This window comes from Escherichia sp. WS1450 (assembly GCF_046487395.1).
In the GTDB taxonomy this organism is placed as follows: Bacteria; Pseudomonadota; Gammaproteobacteria; order Enterobacterales; family Enterobacteriaceae; genus Escherichia; species Escherichia coli.
Genome location: NZ_JBJQJO010000015.1, coordinates 90,554 through 108,694 on the forward strand (window position 1 = coordinate 90,554; position 18,141 = coordinate 108,694).

Sequence of the window (18,141 nt, forward strand, 5' to 3'; positions counted from 1 at the left end):
TCCGTTGTTTCTGCTGTCTGCCAGAGTATCAAATATCACCGTGCTAATCAGCTTTAGCGCAACAATTTGACAGCGAGTGGCAACAGATCATGTCAGATAAAAATGCGAGGGTAGTCACATTTTCTTGCACTTTATTCCAGCCAGTTCATAAGTATTTCCGTAAAAAGAACAGCTATTTGAAACTCCTGAGGGTTTGCTGTTGAAACGCCGTCTTATTATTGCTGCTTCTTTGTTCGTTTTTAACTTATCGTCTGGTTTTGCGGCGGAAAACATTCCTTTTTCACCTCAGCCTCCAGAGATTCATGCCGGCTCCTGGGTATTGATGGATTACACCACCGGTCAGATCCTCACCGCGGGTAATGAGCATCAACAGCGCAATCCCGCCAGCCTGACAAAGCTGATGACGGGCTATGTCGTGGATCGCGCTATCGATAGTCATCGCATTACGCCAGACGATATTGTCACCGTGGGGCGCGATGCGTGGGCGAAAGATAATCCAGTGTTTGTCGGTTCTTCACTGATGTTTTTGAAAGAGGGCGATCGCGTATCGGTACGTGATTTAAGCCGTGGTTTAATTGTGGATTCCGGAAATGACGCTTGTGTTGCTCTGGCTGACTATATTGCTGGTGGGCAACGGCAGTTTGTTGAAATGATGAACAACTATGCCGAGAAGCTGCATCTCAAGGATACGCATTTTGAAACAGTGCATGGTCTGGATGCACCTGGCCAGCATAGCTCGGCTTATGATTTAGCCGTGCTTTCTCGCGCTATCATCCACGGCGAGCCCGAGTTTTATCATATGTACAGTGAGAAAAGCCTCACCTGGAACGGTATCACCCAGCAAAACCGTAACGGGTTATTGTGGGATAAGACCATGAATGTTGACGGCCTGAAAACGGGTCATACTTCTGGTGCCGGGTTTAATCTTATTGCTTCGGCTGTAGACGGGCAGCGTCGCCTCATTGCAGTGGTAATGGGTGCTGACAGCGCAAAAGATCGTGAGGAAGAGGCAAGAAAATTACTGCGTTGGGGGCAACAAAACTTTACTACGGTGCAAATTTTGCACCGTGGGAAAAAGGTCGGAACGGAACGCATCTGGTATGGCGATAAAGAAAATATCGACCTGGGAACGGAACAAGAGTTCTGGATGGTGCTACCGAAAGCCGAAATTCCACATATCAAAGCCAAATATACCCTTGATGGTAAAGAACTCACCGCGCCAATTAGCGCCCATCAGCGGGTAGGGGAAATTGAACTTTACGACCGTGATAAACAGGTGGCGCACTGGCCGCTGGTTACCCTGGAATCTGTCGGGGAAGGCAGCATGTTTTCCCGCCTGAGTGATTATTTCCACCATAAGGCCTGACCTTTCTTTTGCAGCAGACTGGCAGGAGTGCGAGTCTGCTCGCATAATCAACACTCATTCCTTGTGGTTTTAATATTGCAACTATACTGTATATAAAAACAGTATTAATGGAGGCGTCATGAACTACGAGATTAAGCAGGAAGATAAACGTACCGTTGCAGGTTTCCATCTCGTTGGCCCGTGGGAGCAGACGGTAAAGAAAGGTTTTGAGCAGTTGATGATGTGGGTAGATAACAAAAATATTGTGCCGAAGGAGTGGGTTGCTGTCTATTACGACAATCCAGATGAAACACCCGCCGAAAAATTACGCTGCGACACCGTCGTGACGGTACCGAATAACTTTACGCTCCCCGAAAACAGTGAGGGCGTCATTCTGACAGAAATTTCAGGTGGTCAGTATGCGGTTGCGGTGGCTCGTGTAGTCGGTGATGATTTTGCTAAACCCTGGTATCAGTTCTTTAATAGCCTCTTGCAGGACAGTGCTTATGAAATGTTACCAAAGCCCTGCTTCGAGGTTTATTTGAACAATGGCGCGGAAGAGGGGTACTGGGATATCGAAATGTATGTTGCGGTGCAGCCAAAACATCACTAATTCATCTCAGGGCGGTGTGTTAACGCGATGACCACTCTTTTTTTTGAAAGCGAAAAGAGTAAGATGCGCCTTTCAATTTTTTCGCTCCTGCCGGGAAATTACACTGTTCCCGGTTTGTCCGTCGGATAATTCAGAGGCGCGCCTTCTGGCCGACAGATGTGTTATGAGCGCTTTTAATCTTCATTAACGGAGTTTCTGCGTGCGTGCCGATAAGTCATTAAGCCCGTTTGAAATCCGGGTATACCGCCATTACCGCATTGTGCATGGTACTCGGGTCGCGCTGGCATTCCTGCTCACTTTTCTCATTATCCGCCTGTTTACTATCCCGGAAAGCACCTGGCCGCTGGTCACCATGGTGGTGATTATGGGGCCAATCTCGTTCTGGGGTAACGTTGTCCCTCGTGCCTTCGAACGTATTGGCGGTACGGTGTTGGGGTCGATTTTAGGTCTTATCGCTCTGCAACTGGAGTTAATCTCGTTACCGCTGATGTTAGTCTGGTGCGCGGCGGCTATGTTTCTTTGCGGTTGGCTGGCGCTGGGCAAGAAACCGTATCAAGGTTTATTGATTGGGGTGACGCTGGCAATTGTTGTTGGTTCCCCGACAGGTGAAATTGATACGGCGTTATGGCGAAGCGGCGATGTGATCCTCGGCTCTTTACTGGCAATGTTGTTTACCGGTATCTGGCCACAACGGGCGTTCATCCACTGGCGCATTCAACTGGCGAAAAGTCTGACCGAGTATAATCGGGTCTATCAATCTGCATTCTCACCGAACTTACTCGAACGCCCACGTCTGGAAAGCCATCTACAAAAACTCCTGACCGATGCCGTGAAAATGCGTGGGCTGATTGCGCCCGCCAGCAAAGAAACCCGTATTCCAAAATCGATATATGAAGGTATCCAGACCATTAACCGCAATCTGGTTTGTATGCTGGAGTTGCAAATCAATGCATACTGGGCCACGCGCCCCAGCCATTTCGTGTTATTGAACGCGCAAAAACTTCGTGATACCCAGCACATGATGCAGCAAATACTGCTGAGCCTTGTTCATGCGTTGTACGAAGGTAATCCGCAGCCGGTTTTTGCCAATACGGAAAAATTGAACGATGCTGTGGAAGAGCTGCGTCAGTTGCTCAATAACCACCATGACCTGAAGGTTGTGGAAACACCAATCTATGGTTATGTGTGGCTGAACATGGAAACGGCACATCAGCTTGAGTTGCTATCGAATCTGATTTGCCGGGCCTTGCGCAAATAATTCCTGAACTTCAGAATCATCTTGCTGCTGCTTCGATTCAGCAAGGATAAAGGGTATGATAGTGAAAAGGGATAAAAGCATTGTCATCTGCGGCAGCTATGAGTAATGTTGGCCCTAACGAATAGCGGTTGCTTAAACGAATCCGACTCTCACATTATCAGGGGTATAAAAATGGAAACTACCAAGCCTTCATTCCAGGACGTACTGGAATTTGTTCGTCTGTTCCGTCGTAAGAACAAACTGCAACGTGAAATTCAGGACGTTGAGAAAAAGATCCGTGACAACCAGAAGCGCGTCCTGCTGCTGGACAACCTGAGCGATTACATCAAGCCGGGGATGAGCGTTGAAGCAATCCAGGGCATCATCGCCAGCATGAAAGGTGACTATGAAGATCGCGTTGACGATTACATCATCAAAAATGCCGAGCTCTCCAAAGAACGCCGCGATATCTCCAAAAAGCTGAAAGCTATGGGCGAAATGAAAAACGGCGAAGCGAAGTAATTCCTGTTTTATTCAATGGGGGTTGCCTGGCAATCCTCATTGCTCATTGATTCTTTTCTGTGCATCACCGTCATCATTCTCATCTGAGAACCTGTCGAAATTAGCGACAGCCTTCTTCTGTATGCAGCAAGGCAAAAAGTTCTGTAACTCCATGGTTATTAACCGCACTGGTTACTAACACGTTGTGCGCTCCAGCTTCCCGTAACCAACATTTCACCAAAGATATTTGTTCCATGCTGGCTAAATCTGCTTTGGTTACTACTCCAATGACCGGGCGATTCATTGACGAGGTAAAGCCTGGCGAAAAAGGTGACCACGGTGCGTCCGCATTAAGCACCAGCGCGATAATGTCTGCTTCGCAGGCGCTGACCAACAGAGCACTGTAGAGGCTGCGGTTTTATCGGTGAGGACTGGCAGCAAGATTTCCAGCCTCTTGACGGTGGGCCTGTGCAATCGTTATCAGATGCGTATAGCGATTATTCAGTGCTGCTATTGATAGCAGCTGAAACCGAGATATCCGTACCAGAATGGCTCGCTCATTCTGAGGGAACGACGGTAATTTTGATTGCAGAACACAATGCCCGTTTGCTGAATGGTCCGGCTGGTGGGGCTGTAGCATTAATCCATTATCTGAATGAGATCTGTCATGCCAGAGAAACCGCTGTCAATGACGCATTTTGTCGGACGTTAACACGAGGAAGTCTGGCTATTCCGCAATGCCATCTTCTTTCGTAATGGATTGAGAATGCTGGATTTTTAATTATATTACGCGCAGTATTAATCGCGTAAATGTTTTGCGGTCAGCAACGGTGGGGGATCCATTGTTCTGTTCAATGAATACCATCATACAATTGAATCAGGAGTCGGTATGATGATTTTGGTGACAGGTGGAGCACGGAGCGGGAAGAGTCGCCACGCAGAGGCGCTTATTGGGGACTCTTCACAGGTTCTGTATATCGCCACCTCGCAAATCCTTGATGATGAGATGGCTGCACGGATAGAACATCATCGGCAAGGCCGCCCGGCGCACTGGCGCACGGTGGAGCGCTGGCAACATCTTGATGAATTAATTCATGCAGACATTAACCCGCATGAAGCTGTGTTGCTGGAATGCGTTACAACAATGGTGACTAATCTGTTGTTTGATTATGGCGGCGATAAAGACCCTGATGAATGGGATTATCAGGCGATGGAACAGGCGATTAATGCTGAGATTCAGTCGTTGATTGCTGCCTGCCAACGTTGCCCCGCGAAGATTGTATTAGTGACTAACGAAGTGGGAATGGGGATTGTGCCGGAGAGTCGTCTGGCACGACATTTTCGTGATATTGCCGGGCGGGTAAATCAGCAGCTGGCCGCTGCGGCAAATGAAGTGTGGCTGGTGGTTTCGGGTATTGGAGTAAAAATCAAATGAGTAAATTATTTTGGGCGATGCTCTCTTTTATTACGCGTCTGCCTGTGCCGCGTCGCTGGTCCCAGGGACTGGATTTCGAGCATTATTCTCGCGGTATTATTACTTTTCCTTTAATTGGTTTATTGCTTGGCGCGATTAGCGGGCTGGTCTTCATGGCGTTGCAGGCATGGTTTGGCGTACCACTGGCGGCACTGTTTAGCGTGCTGGTGCTGGCGCTGATGACCGGGGGATTCCACCTGGACGGCCTCGCCGATACCTGTGATGGCGTATTTTCTGCACGTAGCCGCGATCGCATGTTGGAAATCATGCGTGATAGCCGTTTAGGCACCCACGGCGGTCTGGCATTGATTTTTGTTGTACTGGCAAAGATTCTGGTGTTAAGCGAGCTGGCTTTGCGTGGCGAACCGATCCTTGCATCGCTGGCGGCAGCATGCGCGGTCAGCCGCGGGACTGCCGCATTATTGATGTATCGTCATCGTTATGCCCGGGAAGAAGGACTTGGCAATGTGTTCATTGGCAAAATTGATGGGCGACAAACCTGCGTCACACTCGGCTTAGCCGCTATTTTTGCTGCCGTATTATTGCCGGGTATGCATGGTGTGGCTGCTATGGTGGTGACGATGGTGGCGATTTTCATCCTCGGTCAGCTTCTCAAACGTACGCTGGGCGGGCAAACCGGCGATACGCTGGGAGCAGCCATAGAGCTTGGTGAACTGGTCTTCCTGCTGGCACTGCTATAAAGAGACGTGACATGCAAATACTTGCCGATTTACTGAATACGATCCCAGCCATCGATCCTACCGCTATGTCGCGTGCACAACGGCATATTGACGGGTTACTCAAACCTGTTGGTAGCCTGGGAAAGCTGGAGGCGCTTGCCATACAACTGGCGGGAATGCCGGGGTTGAATGGCATACCGCATGTGGGCAAAAAAGCGGTACTGGTTATGTGTGCCGATCACGGCGTCTGGGAGGAAGGGGTCGCTATTTCCCCAAAAGAAGTGACAGCCATTCAGGCTGAAAATATGACCCGCGGAACAACCGGCGTGTGTGTGCTGGCAGCACAAGCGGGCGCTAACGTCCACGTAATTGATGTTGGTATTGATACTGCTGAGCCTATCCCCGGGCTTATCAACATGCGTGTCGCACGAGGTAGCGGCAATATTGCTTCAGCTCCGGCAATAAGTCGCCGTCAGGCTGAAAAGTTGCTTTTGGACGTCATATGTTATACGCGGGAGCTGGCAAAAAACGGTGTCACGCTGTTTGGTGTAGGTGAACTGGGGATGGCAAACACGACACCGGCAGCGGCAATAGTCAGCACAATCACTGGCCGGGATCCTGAAGAAGTGGTTGGGATTGGCGCAAACCTGCCGACAGATAAACTGGCTAATAAAATTGATGTTGTGCGTCGGGCGATTACGTTGAATCAACCAAATCCTCAGGATGGTGTTGATGTCCTGGCAAAAGTGGGTGGATTTGATTTGGTCGGAATAGCTGGAGTGATGTTAGGTGCTGCTTCCTGCGGTTTACCCGTGTTGCTGGATGGATTTCTTTCTTATGCTGCTGCGCTCGCAGCCTGCCAGATGTCTCCTGCAATCAAACCGTATCTCATTCCTTCTCACTTGTCGGCAGAAAAAGGCGCGCGTATAGCGCTGTCGCATTTGGGGCTGGAGCCTTATCTCAATATGGATATGCGTTTAGGTGAGGGGAGTGGTGCAGCTCTGGCGATGCCCATCATCGAAGCTGCTTGTGCGATATACAACAACATGGGCGAACTTGCTGCCAGTAATATTGTTCTACCGGGGAATACGACTTCTGATTTGAACAGTTAAAAACGAAAAGTCTGATAAAAGCTATACTTAACCGATAGCTTTCGCGACTTAGGAAAGGGACATGATGCGTCGTGTAAATATTTTTTGCTCATTTGCTCTACTTTTTGCCAGCCATAATAGCCTGGCGGTAACTTATCCATTACCTCCAGAGGGTAGCCGTTTAGTGGGACAGTCGCTTACTGTAACTGTTCCTGATCACAATACCCAGCCGCTGGAGACTTTTGCCGCACAATACGGGCAAGGGTTAAATTACTACCCACCAGACAGTAATTCTGTGGAAGTCTTTCCTATTGGTATCGGCCAGGCTGGGCGAGAAACCCCGCGTAACTGGGTGACTACCGTTGAACGTAAACAAGAAGCACCAACCTGGACGCCAACGCCGAACACCCGGCGCGAATATGCGAAACGAGGGGAGAGTTTGCCCGCATTTGTTCCTGCGGGGCCTGATAATCCCATGGGGCTGTATGCGATTTATATTGGCAGGCTATATGCCATCCACGGTACCAATGCCAATTTTGGTATTGGGCTCCGGGTAAGTCAGGGCTGTATTCGTCTGCGCAATGACGATATCAAATATCTGTTTGATAATGTTCCTGTAGGTACTCGTGTACAAATTATTGATCAGCCAGTGAAATACACAACGGAACCGGATGGTTCAAAGTGGCTGGAAGTTCATGAGCCGCTGTCGCGCAATCGTGCTGAATATGAGTCTGACCGAAAAGTGCCATTGCCGGTAACCCCATCTTTGCGGGCGTTTATCAACGGGCAAGAAGTTGATGTGAATCGCGCAAATGCTGCGTTGCAACGTCGATCGGGAATGCCTGTGCAAATTAGTTCTGGTTCAAGACAGATGTTTTAAGAGCGTTGGTAATTAGAAAGCAAAAAGCCTGCTAGAAAGCAGGCTTTTTTGAATTTGGCTCCTCTGACTGGACTCGAACCAGTGACATACGGATTAACAGTCCGCCGTTCTACCGACTGAACTACAGAGGAATCGTGTGAACGGGGCGCATATTAATGGCAGTACATGGTGATGTCAAAGGGTGAAATGCATTTTTTTGTTTGTTTGCTGTCAATTTCAACAAAGTGGTGAGCTTTCAATCTTATTGGTAATGAACCATCGTGGTGCATACCCTCCTTTTATAGGGCAGGGGAACGCGACAGCTGATAAAAAGAGCCAATGACGAACCTATCATAATCTCTTATTTGACAGTTGCTTAGCTTGTACATCAACGCCAAAATAAAACTGGCAAGCATCTTGCAATCTGGTTGTAAGTAATGGCGGCACTTGGGCCGATTCTTAAAAACCGGAGGCAACATGAACTTCAGACGCCTGAAATACTTCGTAAAAATTGTAGATATTGGTAGCCTGACCCAGGCTGCTGAAGTATTGCATATCGCACAACCAGCGCTCAGTCAGCAGGTTGCCACACTGGAAGGTGAGTTAAATCAACAACTTTTGATTCGCACAAAACGGGGCGTTACGCCAACTGACGCCGGAAAAATTCTCTATACCCATGCGCGGGCCATTTTACGTCAGTGTGAGCAGGCCCAACTGGCGGTGCATAACGTTGGTCAGGCATTATCGGGGCAAGTCTCGATTGGCTTTGCGCCAGGAACCGCTGCGTCATCCATCACCATGCCCTTATTACAGGCGGTTCGCGCTGAATTCCCGGAGGTCGTTATCTATCTTCATGAAAATAGCGGTGCAGTACTTAACGAAAAACTGATAAATCATCAACTCGATATGGCGGTGATTTATGAGCATTCCCCTGTGGATGGTGTATCCAGCCAGGCTTTGCTGAAAGAAGATCTTTTCCTGGTAGGAACTCAAGATTGCCCGGGGCAAAGCGTTGATGTTAATGCTATTGCGCAAATGAACCTCTTTCTCCCCAGTGATTACAGTGCTATTAGACTTCGTGTTGATGAGGCTTTTTCCCTACGGCGACTCACGGCAAAAGTCATTGGTGAAATTGAGTCTATTGCCACGCTTACCGCAGCGATTGCTAGCGGCATGGGCGTTGCAGTATTACCCGAATCGGCCGCGCGTTCGTTATGTGGCGCAGTAAATGGTTGGATGTCACGCATTACCACTCCTTCCATGAGTCTCTCTTTGTCATTAAATTTACCCGCCAGAGCGAACTTATCGCCACAGGCACAGGCAGTGAAAGAGTTGTTAATGTCAGTGATGAGTTCTCCAGTGATGGAAAAAAGGCAGTGGCAATTGGTGAGCTAAGCGTTATATCGGGATGGAATAAGATGCGGGTTTTTATTATTTGTTATGCCGGGCATTAGACTTTAACAATAACGGGATATCTGAACTGCCCGGAGTTTACCGTGAATTTCCAACAACTAAAGATAATCCGCGAGGCTGCACGTCAGGATTACAACCTGACAGAGGTTGCGAATATGCTTTTTACCTCACAGTCAGGCGTCAGCCGTCACATTCGGGAACTGGAGGATGAACTTGGCATCGAAATATTTGTTCGACGAGGTAAGCGACTGCTGGGCATGACTGAACCGGGCAAAGCATTACTGGTCATTGCAGAACGCATTCTTAATGAAGCCAGTAATGTTCGTCGGCTTGCAGACCTGTTTACCAACGATACGTCTGGCGTTCTCACTATTGCAACGACGCATACTCAGGCACGTTATAGCTTGCCTGAGGTCATTAAAGCTTTTCGCGAACTTTTCCCGGAGGTTCGGCTGGAGCTAATCCAGGGTACACCACAGGAAATTGCGACGTTGTTGCAAAATGGCGAAGCTGATATTGGTATCGCCAGCGAGCGTTTGAGTAATGACCCGCAGCTCGTCGCCTTCCCGTGGTTTCGTTGGCACCATAGTTTGCTTGTTCCACTCGATCATCCCTTGACGCAAATTACACCGTTGACGCTGGAATCAATAGCGAAGTGGCCGTTAATTACTTACCGACAGGGGATTACGGGGCGCTCACGTATTGATGACGCATTTGTCCGCAAAGGTTTGCTGGCAGATATTGTATTAAGTGCGCAGGATTCTGATGTCATTAAAACCTATGTTGCTCTTGGGCTGGGGATCGGATTACTTGCCGAACAATCCAGTGGTGAACAAGAGGAAAAGAATTTAATCCGTCTGGATACGAGGCATCTTTTCGATGCTAATACTGTCTGGTTGGGACTGAAGCGAGGGCAACTTCAACGTAACTATGTCTGGCGCTTTCTGGAACTTTGTAATGCAGGACTGTCAGTTGAGGATATCAAGCGCCAGGTGATGGAGAACAGTGAAGAGGAAATTGATTATCAGATATAGCAAAAAGCCCGCTATAAAAGCGGGCTTTTCAGAAATTTGGCTCCTCTGACTGGACTCGAACCAGTGACATACGGATTAACAGTCCGCCGTTCTACCGACTGAACTACAGAGGAATCGCTGTTGAGGCACATCTTAACGGCGAAAAATCTTTTGTCAAACCCGATTTTTAAATTTCCCAACTGTTTGCCGTTTCTATCAACAGTTTGTTGCATTTGCAGACAATTTGTTGGCGAAAATCTTTGCAGCTTTGCTGATTCTCCCTCATTATTTGAAATGTGGTTTCACTTTCTGCAATTAAGGTCGGCTTTGAATATCTCCTCTGCTTTACGCCAGGTTGTTCACGGCACTCGCTGGCACGCCAAACGCAAGAGTTACAAAGTGTTGTTCTGGCGCGAGATAACCCCGCTTGCTGTTCCTATCTTCATGGAGAACGCCTGTGTCCTGTTGATGGGTGTCCTGAGCACTTTTCTGGTCAGCTGGCTGGGAAAAGATGCGATGGCCGGCGTGGGATTGGCGGACAGCTTCAATATGGTCATTATGGCATTTTTTGCGGCTATCGATCTTGGTACCACTGTCGTTGTGGCATTTAGTCTCGGTAAGCGGGATCGACGACGAGCGAGGGTGGCGACGCGGCAGTCATTGGTGATCATGACGTTGTTTGCCGTGCTGTTGGCAACGCTTATTCATCATTTTGGCGAACAAATTATTGATTTCGTTGCGGGTGATGCCACGACAGAAGTTAAAGCACTGGCGTTGACTTATCTGGAGCTGACGGTACTCAGTTATCCAGCAGCTGCCATCACTTTGATTGGTAGCGGGGCACTTCGTGGTGCAGGGAATACGAAAATACCGCTACTGATTAACGGTAGCCTGAATATTCTTAATATTATTATTAGCGGCATATTGATTTACGGCCTTTTCTCCTGGCCGGGACTGGGATTTGTCGGGGCTGGGTTGGGGTTAACCATTTCTCGTTATATTGGCGCAGTGGCAATTTTGTGGGTGCTGGCGATTGGTTTTAATCCTGCGCTAAGGATTTCGTTAAAGAGCTATTTTAAACCGCTGAATTTTAGCATTATCTGGGAAGTCATGGGGATTGGTATTCCAGCGAGTGTCGAATCAGTATTATTTACCAGTGGTCGGTTATTAACCCAAATGTTCGTTGCCGGGATGGGGACCAGTGTTATTGCCGGGAATTTTATCGCGTTTTCAATTGCGGCTCTTATCAACTTACCCGGAAGTGCGCTCGGCTCTGCTTCTACGATCATTACAGGCCGAAGGTTGGGGGTAGGGCAGATAGCGCAAGCAGAGATTCAGTTGCGGCATGTGTTCTGGCTGTCCACTCTTGGATTAACGGCTATCGCCTGGCTAACGGCTCCCTTTGCCGGGGTTATGGCATCGTTTTACACCCAGGATCCACAGGTTAAACATGTCGTTGTGATTCTGATTTGGCTAAATGCTTTATTTATGCCTATTTGGTCTGCCTCATGGGTGCTACCCGCTGGATTTAAGGGTGCTCGCGATGCACGTTACGCCATGTGGGTTTCTATGTTGAGCATGTGGGGTTGCCGGGTTGTAGTCGGTTATGTGCTGGGAATCATGCTTGGCTGGGGTGTGGTTGGTGTCTGGATGGGAATGTTTGCCGACTGGGCTGTGCGGGCCGTGCTGTTTTACTGGCGAATGGTTACTGGACGTTGGCTGTGGAAATACCCTCGACCCGAACCGCAAAAGTGTGAAAAAAAGCCAGTTGTGTCGGAATAAACGACAAAATGCAGATTATTTCAGCAAACGATTTCAAATTTAAAAAACAGGCTTTGACATTGTGGATGGGCATCGCTAATATTCGCCTCGTTCTCACGATTCCTCTGTAGTTCAGTCGGTAGAACGGCGGACTGTTAATCCGTATGTCACTGGTTCGAGTCCAGTCAGAGGAGCCAAATTTTAGTTTTGAGACATCTCTATGAGTCTCAAAACAGTTAAAAAATAAAAATTATTTTTACCCGGTTACCTTGTAAAAAGTGACCGGGTTTTTGATTTCTGTGTTTCGTGCGCTTAATCGAGTCTCACGCTTCAGTGAGCAAATTGCCCCTCCCCAACAGACATCACGATTCACAAGGTCAAAAACTCTGTTCCATGAAGTACCGTACAAAGATAAAGAGAAAAATGCCTTATGCGGGATGTCGCTGTCACGTCATTATCGGGAAACTATGCGTAATTACCACTTTGTCTTCTGTAATCAGAAAAAGAAAACCTGGAATTTTAATAAATATTATTTCTCTGGAAACGGGGATTTTTTATAAGCAATATGACGAGTTGAACATTATATTTTTTATAAGGATTATATGAGATTAAAGAAATCTGCCATAAAGACAGATTTCTTTAAAATATAATTAGAGATTTGCGACGTTATGATAAACTTTTTGTACATCGTCGTCATCTTCAAGGGCATCAACAAGCCCTTCAAAGATTTCTAAATCTTCTGGGGAAAGCTCAACTTCAGATTGAGCAATCATTTCTAATTCTGTTGTTGAGAACTCAGTGATTCCAGCTGCTTTTAGAGCCGCGATTCCTTTATGAAGGTCAGTAGGTTCAGTATAAATAACAATGTTACCTTCTTCTTCAGTCACATCACGAACATCAACTTCAGCTTCAAGTAAAATTTCAAAAATATGGTCAGGGTCTGTTCCTTTAAATACAATCACACCCGTATTGTCAAACATATAGCTGACAGAACCTGCCGCTCCGATATTGCCGCCTTTTTTATTGAAAATTGTGCGAACGTTAGCAATCGTACGGTTAACATTAGAAGTCAAGGTCTCAGCGATAATCATTGAGCCATTAGGACCAAAGCCTTCATAACGGCCCTGCACGAACGTTTCATCTCCGCCGCCTTTGGCTTTATCAATTGCTTTATCAATAACATGCTTTGGAACTTGTGCCTGCTTTGCTCGTTCAATAACGAATTTTAAAGATGTGTTTAATTCTGGATCGGGTTCACCTTGTTTGGCAGCAGCATAGATTTCTACACCGAATTTTGCATAAATTTTAGACGTTGCACCGTCTTTAGCCGTTTTTTTAGCAACAATATTGGCCCATTTACGTCCCACTGGAATGATCTCCTCGAAAATTTATTTACATTACTGGTAAATCGTTAACATGTGTTAATTCGGCATATTATATCATAACAGGAAAAATCTCGTCTATTAGAAATAAAAATATTCTAAAGCCATAATATTATATTTAATCTCATAAAAACTAATGTTGTTGGCGGATTTTTTTATAATTGTGTTTTGAAAGCATACTTGCTTTTAATATGTGGAAATCATTAAGGCTATAATAAAACTCGTATCCGCCCCAGGAAGCAAACAGCCTGCTTTATTGCAGGCTATTTGCTGGATGACTTACTAAATCCTTCACATCTATTCCTGATAAAAAGGAACAGAACTTATTACCGGAACGGCGGCTCATTAAAGGTTCGTAATTTACGTGAATGCAGTCGGTCGCCTTCTGCGCGCAGCAAATCGATCGCCCGAATGCCAATTTGCAGGTGTTCGGAAATAGCACCTTCATAAAAACGGTTAGCCTGACCGGGAAGTTTAATCTCACCATGCAACGGTTTATCTGAAACACACAGTAGTGTCCCGTATGGCACGCGGAAACGATATCCTTGCGCGGCAATGGTTGCACTTTCCATATCAATTGCTACGGCCCGGCTTAAGTTAAAACGAAGTGCAGAAGCTGAGTAACGTAATTCCCAGTTCCTGTCATCTGTGGTTACCACAGTGCCAGTACGTAGCCGCTGTTTAACTTCCTCACCGGGCCTGCCGCTGACTAACTTAGTAGCGTCATAAAGCGCACGTTGCACTTCAGCAATGCTCGGAATAGGAATATCGGGCGGCAGTACCGCATCAAGAACGTGGTCATCGCGTAAATAAGCGTGTGCAAGTACATAATCTCCAATGGCCTGGCTTTCACGTAAGCCACCACAGTGACCAATCATCAACCAGACATCCGGGCGCAGCACTGCCAGATGATCGCAGATGGTTTTAGCATTTGACGGTCCCACGCCAATATTCACCAGAGTAATACCCTGACCATCGGCGGTAATTAAATGCCATGCTGGCATCTGGTGTTTTTTCCATGCAAGGTCGGAAATGGCTTCTTCTGGCGCTTCGGTTTCGGCGGTGATCCAGTTCCCGCCAGCACAAGAAAGGGCAATGTAGGGACTATCAGGATCGAGGATCTGGCTGCATCCCCAACGAACGAATTCATCCACATAACGTGTGTAGTTGGTAAACAAGACGAACGGCTGAAAATGTTCAACTGGCGTACCGGTATAATGGCGCAACCGCGCGAGGGAAAAATCGACGCGGCGCGCATCAAAATGCGATAGCGGGGAGAATTCAGTTGGATGATAAATGCCGTCTGCAGTTTCATCGCCAATTTGCGCCAGTTCTGTTGTCGGGAAATAGCGAGTTAACCCAGCGCTCATTGAGCGATCAAGTGTCAATTCAGAGCCATCGATGACATAAGGATAAGGGATTTCATGCTGCGAGGGTTGCACCGAGATATGCGCACCATAATCCTGATACAGCAACGTAAGTTGTTCATTGAGATACGAACGAAAGAGAGTAGGGCGAGTAATCGTGGTGGTGTAGCTGCCTGCGTGAGTAAAACGACCAAATGCGCGCGTTTTGGGGGGATTGGTTGTGCTACCGTCCCAGGTTACGGTCAGTGATGGATAGACAAAAAGACCTTGTTTGCGGGCGTTTTCATCAGGTAATTCGCCACTTGTAATATATTTGCCAATGGCGTTGCGTAATGCGACTACAGATTGCTCATACAGCGCGTCGAGTTTATCCAGTGCCTGAGCTGGGGTCAGACCGGAGCCCTTATTATTCATGTGTGTCTCCTGTTCCATACAATTACCGCACATCCGATAGTATGTCACAGGAATGTGAAACAAAAGTGTAAGGCGAAGATCGGGTGATCTTCGCCAGACTATCAAGCGCGTTGACTGTCTTTCATCAACAAAGCGGTTATTGCAGAAATCAGACATCCAGCCAGCAAATAAATCCAGTTCCCGGCAAAGTAAGTGATGAGTGCAGCGGCAATAAAAGGTGTAAATCCACCGCCAACCACACTGGCAACCTGATAACCGACTCCAGCACCACTATAGCGATAACTGGCACCAAACATTTCGGTAAACATCGGTTGTTGCACGCACACCACCATGTCATGCGCAATGTTTGCCAGCATTATGGAGAAGAAAACTATCCAGAAAATAGATTGTGCTTCAAGCGCCATAAAGAAAGGAAATGCGCTCAACGTTCCGATCAACGCGCCTGTGATATAAACCCTGCGGCGACCAAAACGATCGGCAAGCCAGGCAAAACAGGGAATTGTCAGGCAGCTTAATCCACCGACCAGCAAACCAATATTGAGGAAAAGTTCGCGCGGTAACCCCATATTCTGGGTTGAATAATTAAGTGCGAAGGCGGTAACGATGTACATCGTCAGCAACTCGCACAGTCGTAGCGCAATAATCTTCAGGAAAGCACCGGGATGTCGTAATAGTGCTTCGATAACCGGGATGCGTTTTTTCGCGGCCGCTTGATTATGTTGCTGTTGTTCAAATTCCGCGGACTCCTCCATGCCATTACGCACCCACAATGCCCCCAGTACCAGTACGATGCTAAACAGGAAAGGAATGCGCCAGCCCCAGCTTAAAAACTGTTCGTCAGTCGTCATCATACTGATCAATGAAACCAGTCCGGTCGAAAGCAGTAAACCTACTCCGTAGCCAACTTGTACACCGCTACTGTAAAAGGCTTTTTTATTTTTCGGTGCACTTTCAACGGAAAGTAACGCTGCGCCTCCCCATTCGCCGCCGACGGCAAATCCCTGAATGGCACGCAGTGTCACCAGCAAAATAGGTGCCCACCACCCAATGGTCGAGAATGAAGGAAGAATACCAATCAAGGCTGTCGCGATGCCCATCATCCAGACGGTCAGCATTAACATGCGCTTACGTCCCAGTCGGTCGCCAAAGTGACCGAAAATGACACCGCCGAGCGGTCGGAAAAGGAAGCCGACACCAAAGGTGGCAAATGCGGCGAGCGTTCCCATCGCCGGGCTTACTTGCGGGAAAAACTCGCGATTAAACACCAGTGCGGCGGTAATGCCATAGAGTAAAAAATCATACCAGTCGACGACGGCACCAGCGAAACTGCCTAACGCAGCTCGTCGGGCGCGACTTAACGAAAGCGTCCCTTCATCGGGACGAGTGGAGATGAGCGTGGAGTCCATAATGATCCTGTTTGTACTGTCTTTTTATAATTAGTATGGAAAAGGTAACTCACATTGCCGTCGATCTATAAACGAACCTTATGAGACTACCTCGACAGAGCGCATCTGCAAATGATTTTATGGCTGATTAGCGGCAACATGAAAAATTCGATGGAAGATGAAAGCGCAGGAGTTGCTGGTGTTGTTTAAGGATTAAGCAGAGGATCCACAGATTCGAGATATGAAACATAAAAGTCCGCATATGCACAAAATTGCGCCCTGATGAGTCTGATAAACTGCATTGCATTATAACCAGTAGGGAGGCGGGGTTAGTTATGTTTTTAGCATCATTGTTGAGACGTATTGCATTTAGTTACTACGATTATAAAGCTTTTAATTTCAATATTGAAAAAACAGAGTTTGTTGTTATCCATATTCCCGATCAGATTGGCGATGCTATGGCCATCTTTCCAGTTATTCGGGCGCTTGAATTGCATAAAATTAAGCATCTTTTAATTGTTACTTCGACTATTAATTTAGAAGTCTTTAATGCGCTTAAACTTGAACAAATTAAATTAACAATAGTCACAATGACTATGCAGGATCACGCAACATTAAAAGAAATAAAAGATTTAGCGAAGAACATAACACAGCAATACGGTACGCCGGATCTTTGTATAGAGGCGATGCGTAAAAAGAACCTGAAAACGATGTTATTTATCAGTCAGTTGAAAGCAAAAACGAATTTTCAGGTTGTTGGTTTAACCATGAAGTGCTATTCCCCTTTGTGTAAGGACGCGTCCCGGATGGATCAGAGTCTCCGGGCTCCCGTACCCATGACATGGGCATTTATGATGCGTGAGGCGGGTTTTCCAGCAGTCAGGCCAATATATGAATTGCCACTAAGTGAGGATGTACTCGATGAGGTGCGCGAGGAAATGCGATCGTTAGGATCTTACATTGCGCTTAATTTAGAAGGTAGCTCGCAGGAGCGTACATTTTCATTATCGATTGCAGAAAATCTAATAGAAAAAATTCAAAGTGAAACAGATATACCAATAGTGATCGTTCATGGACCCAAAGGGGAAGAAAAAGCCAGGGTGTTAGTGGATTGTTATAATAATGTCTACCGTTTACCCTTATCACCCTCGATTAAACGTTCAGCAGCAATCATAAAAGATGCTTATATCGCAATAACTCCTGACACCTCAATATTACATATGGCAAGTGCCTATAATACCCCCGTTGTTGCAATTTATGCTGATTACAAAACGCGATGGCCAGCAATGGCCGATGTTTCGGAGTCAGTCGTCGTTGGGCAAAAAATTGACAATATAAGTCTGGATGAATTCGCAAAGGCATTAAAAAGTGTTTTGGCGAGAATATGAGGCAGTATTTATGCATAGTAATGCTGATCTGTTATGAACGGTGGTGTCATCAATACCCTGAGGCTGGTTAATCATCACAGAAGCCAGCCTTTGGATCAAAGCTGTACTCACCGGATACAACCATAGTCACACCGAACGCGAATCTGGCGGTATCGCATTTTTATTTATTCATTTTCTGTGAGAGAAGGGCAAGTTCTGTAGAGGGAATGTAAAAAAGA

At 47.0% G+C, this 18,141-nt stretch carries 16 protein-coding genes, 3 tRNA genes and 1 pseudogene; 14 read left to right on the forward strand and 6 right to left on the reverse strand.

What is annotated here, in order from left to right:
* Positions 1–199 precede the first annotated feature (199 nt).
* The 4 genes from dacD (at position 200) to ACJHYR_RS17645 (ending at position 3,717) form a co-directional block, all read left to right on the forward strand.
* Positions 200–1,366 (forward strand): serine-type D-Ala-D-Ala carboxypeptidase DacD, encoded by a 1,167-nt coding sequence (gene dacD, locus ACJHYR_RS17630; protein ID WP_059328008.1) that lies wholly within the window; start codon positions 200–202, stop codon positions 1,364–1,366.
* 118 nt (positions 1,367–1,484) lie between these two features.
* Positions 1,485–1,958 (forward strand): DNA gyrase inhibitor SbmC, encoded by a 474-nt coding sequence (sbmC, locus tag ACJHYR_RS17635; RefSeq protein WP_001105381.1) that lies wholly within the window; start codon positions 1,485–1,487, stop codon positions 1,956–1,958.
* 199 nt (positions 1,959–2,157) lie between these two features.
* Positions 2,158–3,216, forward strand: coding sequence for an FUSC family protein (locus ACJHYR_RS17640; RefSeq protein WP_001200891.1), 1,059 nt, complete (start codon positions 2,158–2,160; stop codon positions 3,214–3,216).
* Positions 3,217–3,387: 171 nt separating this feature from the next.
* Complete coding sequence (locus ACJHYR_RS17645) at positions 3,388–3,717, forward strand: DUF496 family protein (RefSeq protein WP_000450409.1); 330 nt, start codon at positions 3,388–3,390, stop codon at positions 3,715–3,717.
* Positions 3,718–3,817: 100 nt separating this feature from the next.
* On the opposite strand, the pseudogene ACJHYR_RS17650 reads toward ACJHYR_RS17645, so the two are convergent.
* Positions 3,818–4,114 (reverse strand): annotated as a pseudogene (locus ACJHYR_RS17650) (EutP/PduV family microcompartment system protein); the annotation flags it as partial.
* A gap of 2 nt (positions 4,115–4,116) precedes the next feature.
* On the opposite strand from ACJHYR_RS17650, the gene ACJHYR_RS17655 reads away from it, so the two are divergent.
* From ACJHYR_RS17655 to ACJHYR_RS17675, 5 genes are all read left to right on the forward strand, one after another.
* Complete coding sequence (locus tag ACJHYR_RS17655) at positions 4,117–4,452, forward strand: hypothetical protein (protein WP_032158978.1); 336 nt, start codon at positions 4,117–4,119, stop codon at positions 4,450–4,452.
* A 133-nt stretch (positions 4,453–4,585) separates the two neighbouring features.
* A complete protein-coding gene (cobU, locus tag ACJHYR_RS17660) occupies positions 4,586–5,131 on the forward strand; it encodes a bifunctional adenosylcobinamide kinase/adenosylcobinamide-phosphate guanylyltransferase (RefSeq protein WP_001602806.1) in 546 nt (181 codons plus the stop codon).
* Positions 5,128–5,871, forward strand: coding sequence for an adenosylcobinamide-GDP ribazoletransferase (gene cobS, locus ACJHYR_RS17665; protein WP_001308745.1), 744 nt, complete (start codon positions 5,128–5,130; stop codon positions 5,869–5,871). The genes cobU and cobS overlap by 4 nt, the downstream gene beginning before the upstream one ends.
* An 11-nt stretch (positions 5,872–5,882) precedes the next feature.
* Positions 5,883–6,962 carry a nicotinate-nucleotide--dimethylbenzimidazole phosphoribosyltransferase gene (gene cobT / locus ACJHYR_RS17670; RefSeq protein ID WP_072837351.1) on the forward strand — a complete coding sequence of 360 codons (1,080 nt, stop codon included), beginning with the start codon at positions 5,883–5,885 and terminating at the stop codon, positions 6,960–6,962.
* 61 nt (positions 6,963–7,023) lie between these two features.
* Positions 7,024–7,821 carry a L,D-transpeptidase family protein gene (locus ACJHYR_RS17675; RefSeq protein WP_410233122.1) on the forward strand — a complete coding sequence of 266 codons (798 nt, stop codon included), beginning with the start codon at positions 7,024–7,026 and terminating at the stop codon, positions 7,819–7,821.
* Between the two features lie 55 nt (positions 7,822–7,876).
* Here ACJHYR_RS17675 and ACJHYR_RS17680 read toward each other — a convergent pair.
* A tRNA-Asn gene (locus tag ACJHYR_RS17680) sits at positions 7,877–7,952 on the reverse strand.
* Between the two features lie 325 nt (positions 7,953–8,277).
* Here ACJHYR_RS17680 and nac point away from each other — a divergent pair.
* Entirely contained in the window at positions 8,278–9,195 is a 918-nt protein-coding gene (nac, locus tag ACJHYR_RS17685; protein WP_001600086.1) for a nitrogen assimilation transcriptional regulator NAC, read from the forward strand.
* A 101-nt stretch (positions 9,196–9,296) separates the two neighbouring features.
* A complete protein-coding gene (gene cbl / locus ACJHYR_RS17690; RefSeq protein ID WP_072837352.1) occupies positions 9,297–10,247 on the forward strand; it encodes an HTH-type transcriptional regulator Cbl in 951 nt (316 codons plus the stop codon).
* 37 nt (positions 10,248–10,284) lie between these two features.
* On the opposite strand, the gene ACJHYR_RS17695 is transcribed toward cbl, so the two are convergent.
* Positions 10,285–10,360: transfer RNA gene (locus ACJHYR_RS17695), tRNA-Asn, on the reverse strand.
* A gap of 160 nt (positions 10,361–10,520) precedes the next feature.
* Between ACJHYR_RS17695 and yeeO the strand changes: the two genes are divergently transcribed.
* Entirely contained in the window at positions 10,521–12,008 is a 1,488-nt protein-coding gene (yeeO, locus tag ACJHYR_RS17700) for a toxic metabolite efflux MATE transporter YeeO (protein WP_001323172.1), read from the forward strand.
* A 100-nt stretch (positions 12,009–12,108) separates the two neighbouring features.
* Positions 12,109–12,184: transfer RNA gene (locus ACJHYR_RS17705), tRNA-Asn, on the forward strand.
* 453 nt (positions 12,185–12,637) lie between these two features.
* On the opposite strand, the gene ACJHYR_RS17710 is transcribed toward ACJHYR_RS17705, so the two are convergent.
* The 3 genes from ACJHYR_RS17710 to shiA all read right to left on the reverse strand — a co-directional run bounded on the left by ACJHYR_RS17710 (position 12,638) and on the right by shiA (position 16,556).
* Positions 12,638–13,354, reverse strand: a complete 717-nt coding sequence (locus ACJHYR_RS17710; protein ID WP_000532923.1) for a YebC/PmpR family DNA-binding transcriptional regulator — start codon at positions 13,352–13,354, stop codon at positions 12,638–12,640.
* Positions 13,355–13,695: 341 nt separating this feature from the next.
* Positions 13,696–15,150, reverse strand: a complete 1,455-nt coding sequence (gene amn, locus ACJHYR_RS17715) for an AMP nucleosidase (protein WP_001060231.1) — start codon at positions 15,148–15,150, stop codon at positions 13,696–13,698.
* Positions 15,151–15,251: 101 nt separating this feature from the next.
* The gene (gene shiA / locus ACJHYR_RS17720) at positions 15,252–16,556 is read right to left on the reverse strand and encodes a shikimate transporter (RefSeq protein WP_072837353.1); all 1,305 of its coding nucleotides are present in this window, start codon (positions 16,554–16,556) and stop codon (positions 15,252–15,254) included.
* A 314-nt stretch (positions 16,557–16,870) separates the two neighbouring features.
* Between shiA and ACJHYR_RS17725 the strand changes: the two genes are divergently transcribed.
* Positions 16,871–17,923 carry a glycosyltransferase family 9 protein gene (locus ACJHYR_RS17725; protein ID WP_000477861.1) on the forward strand — a complete coding sequence of 351 codons (1,053 nt, stop codon included), beginning with the start codon at positions 16,871–16,873 and terminating at the stop codon, positions 17,921–17,923.
* Positions 17,924–18,141 lie beyond the last annotated feature (218 nt).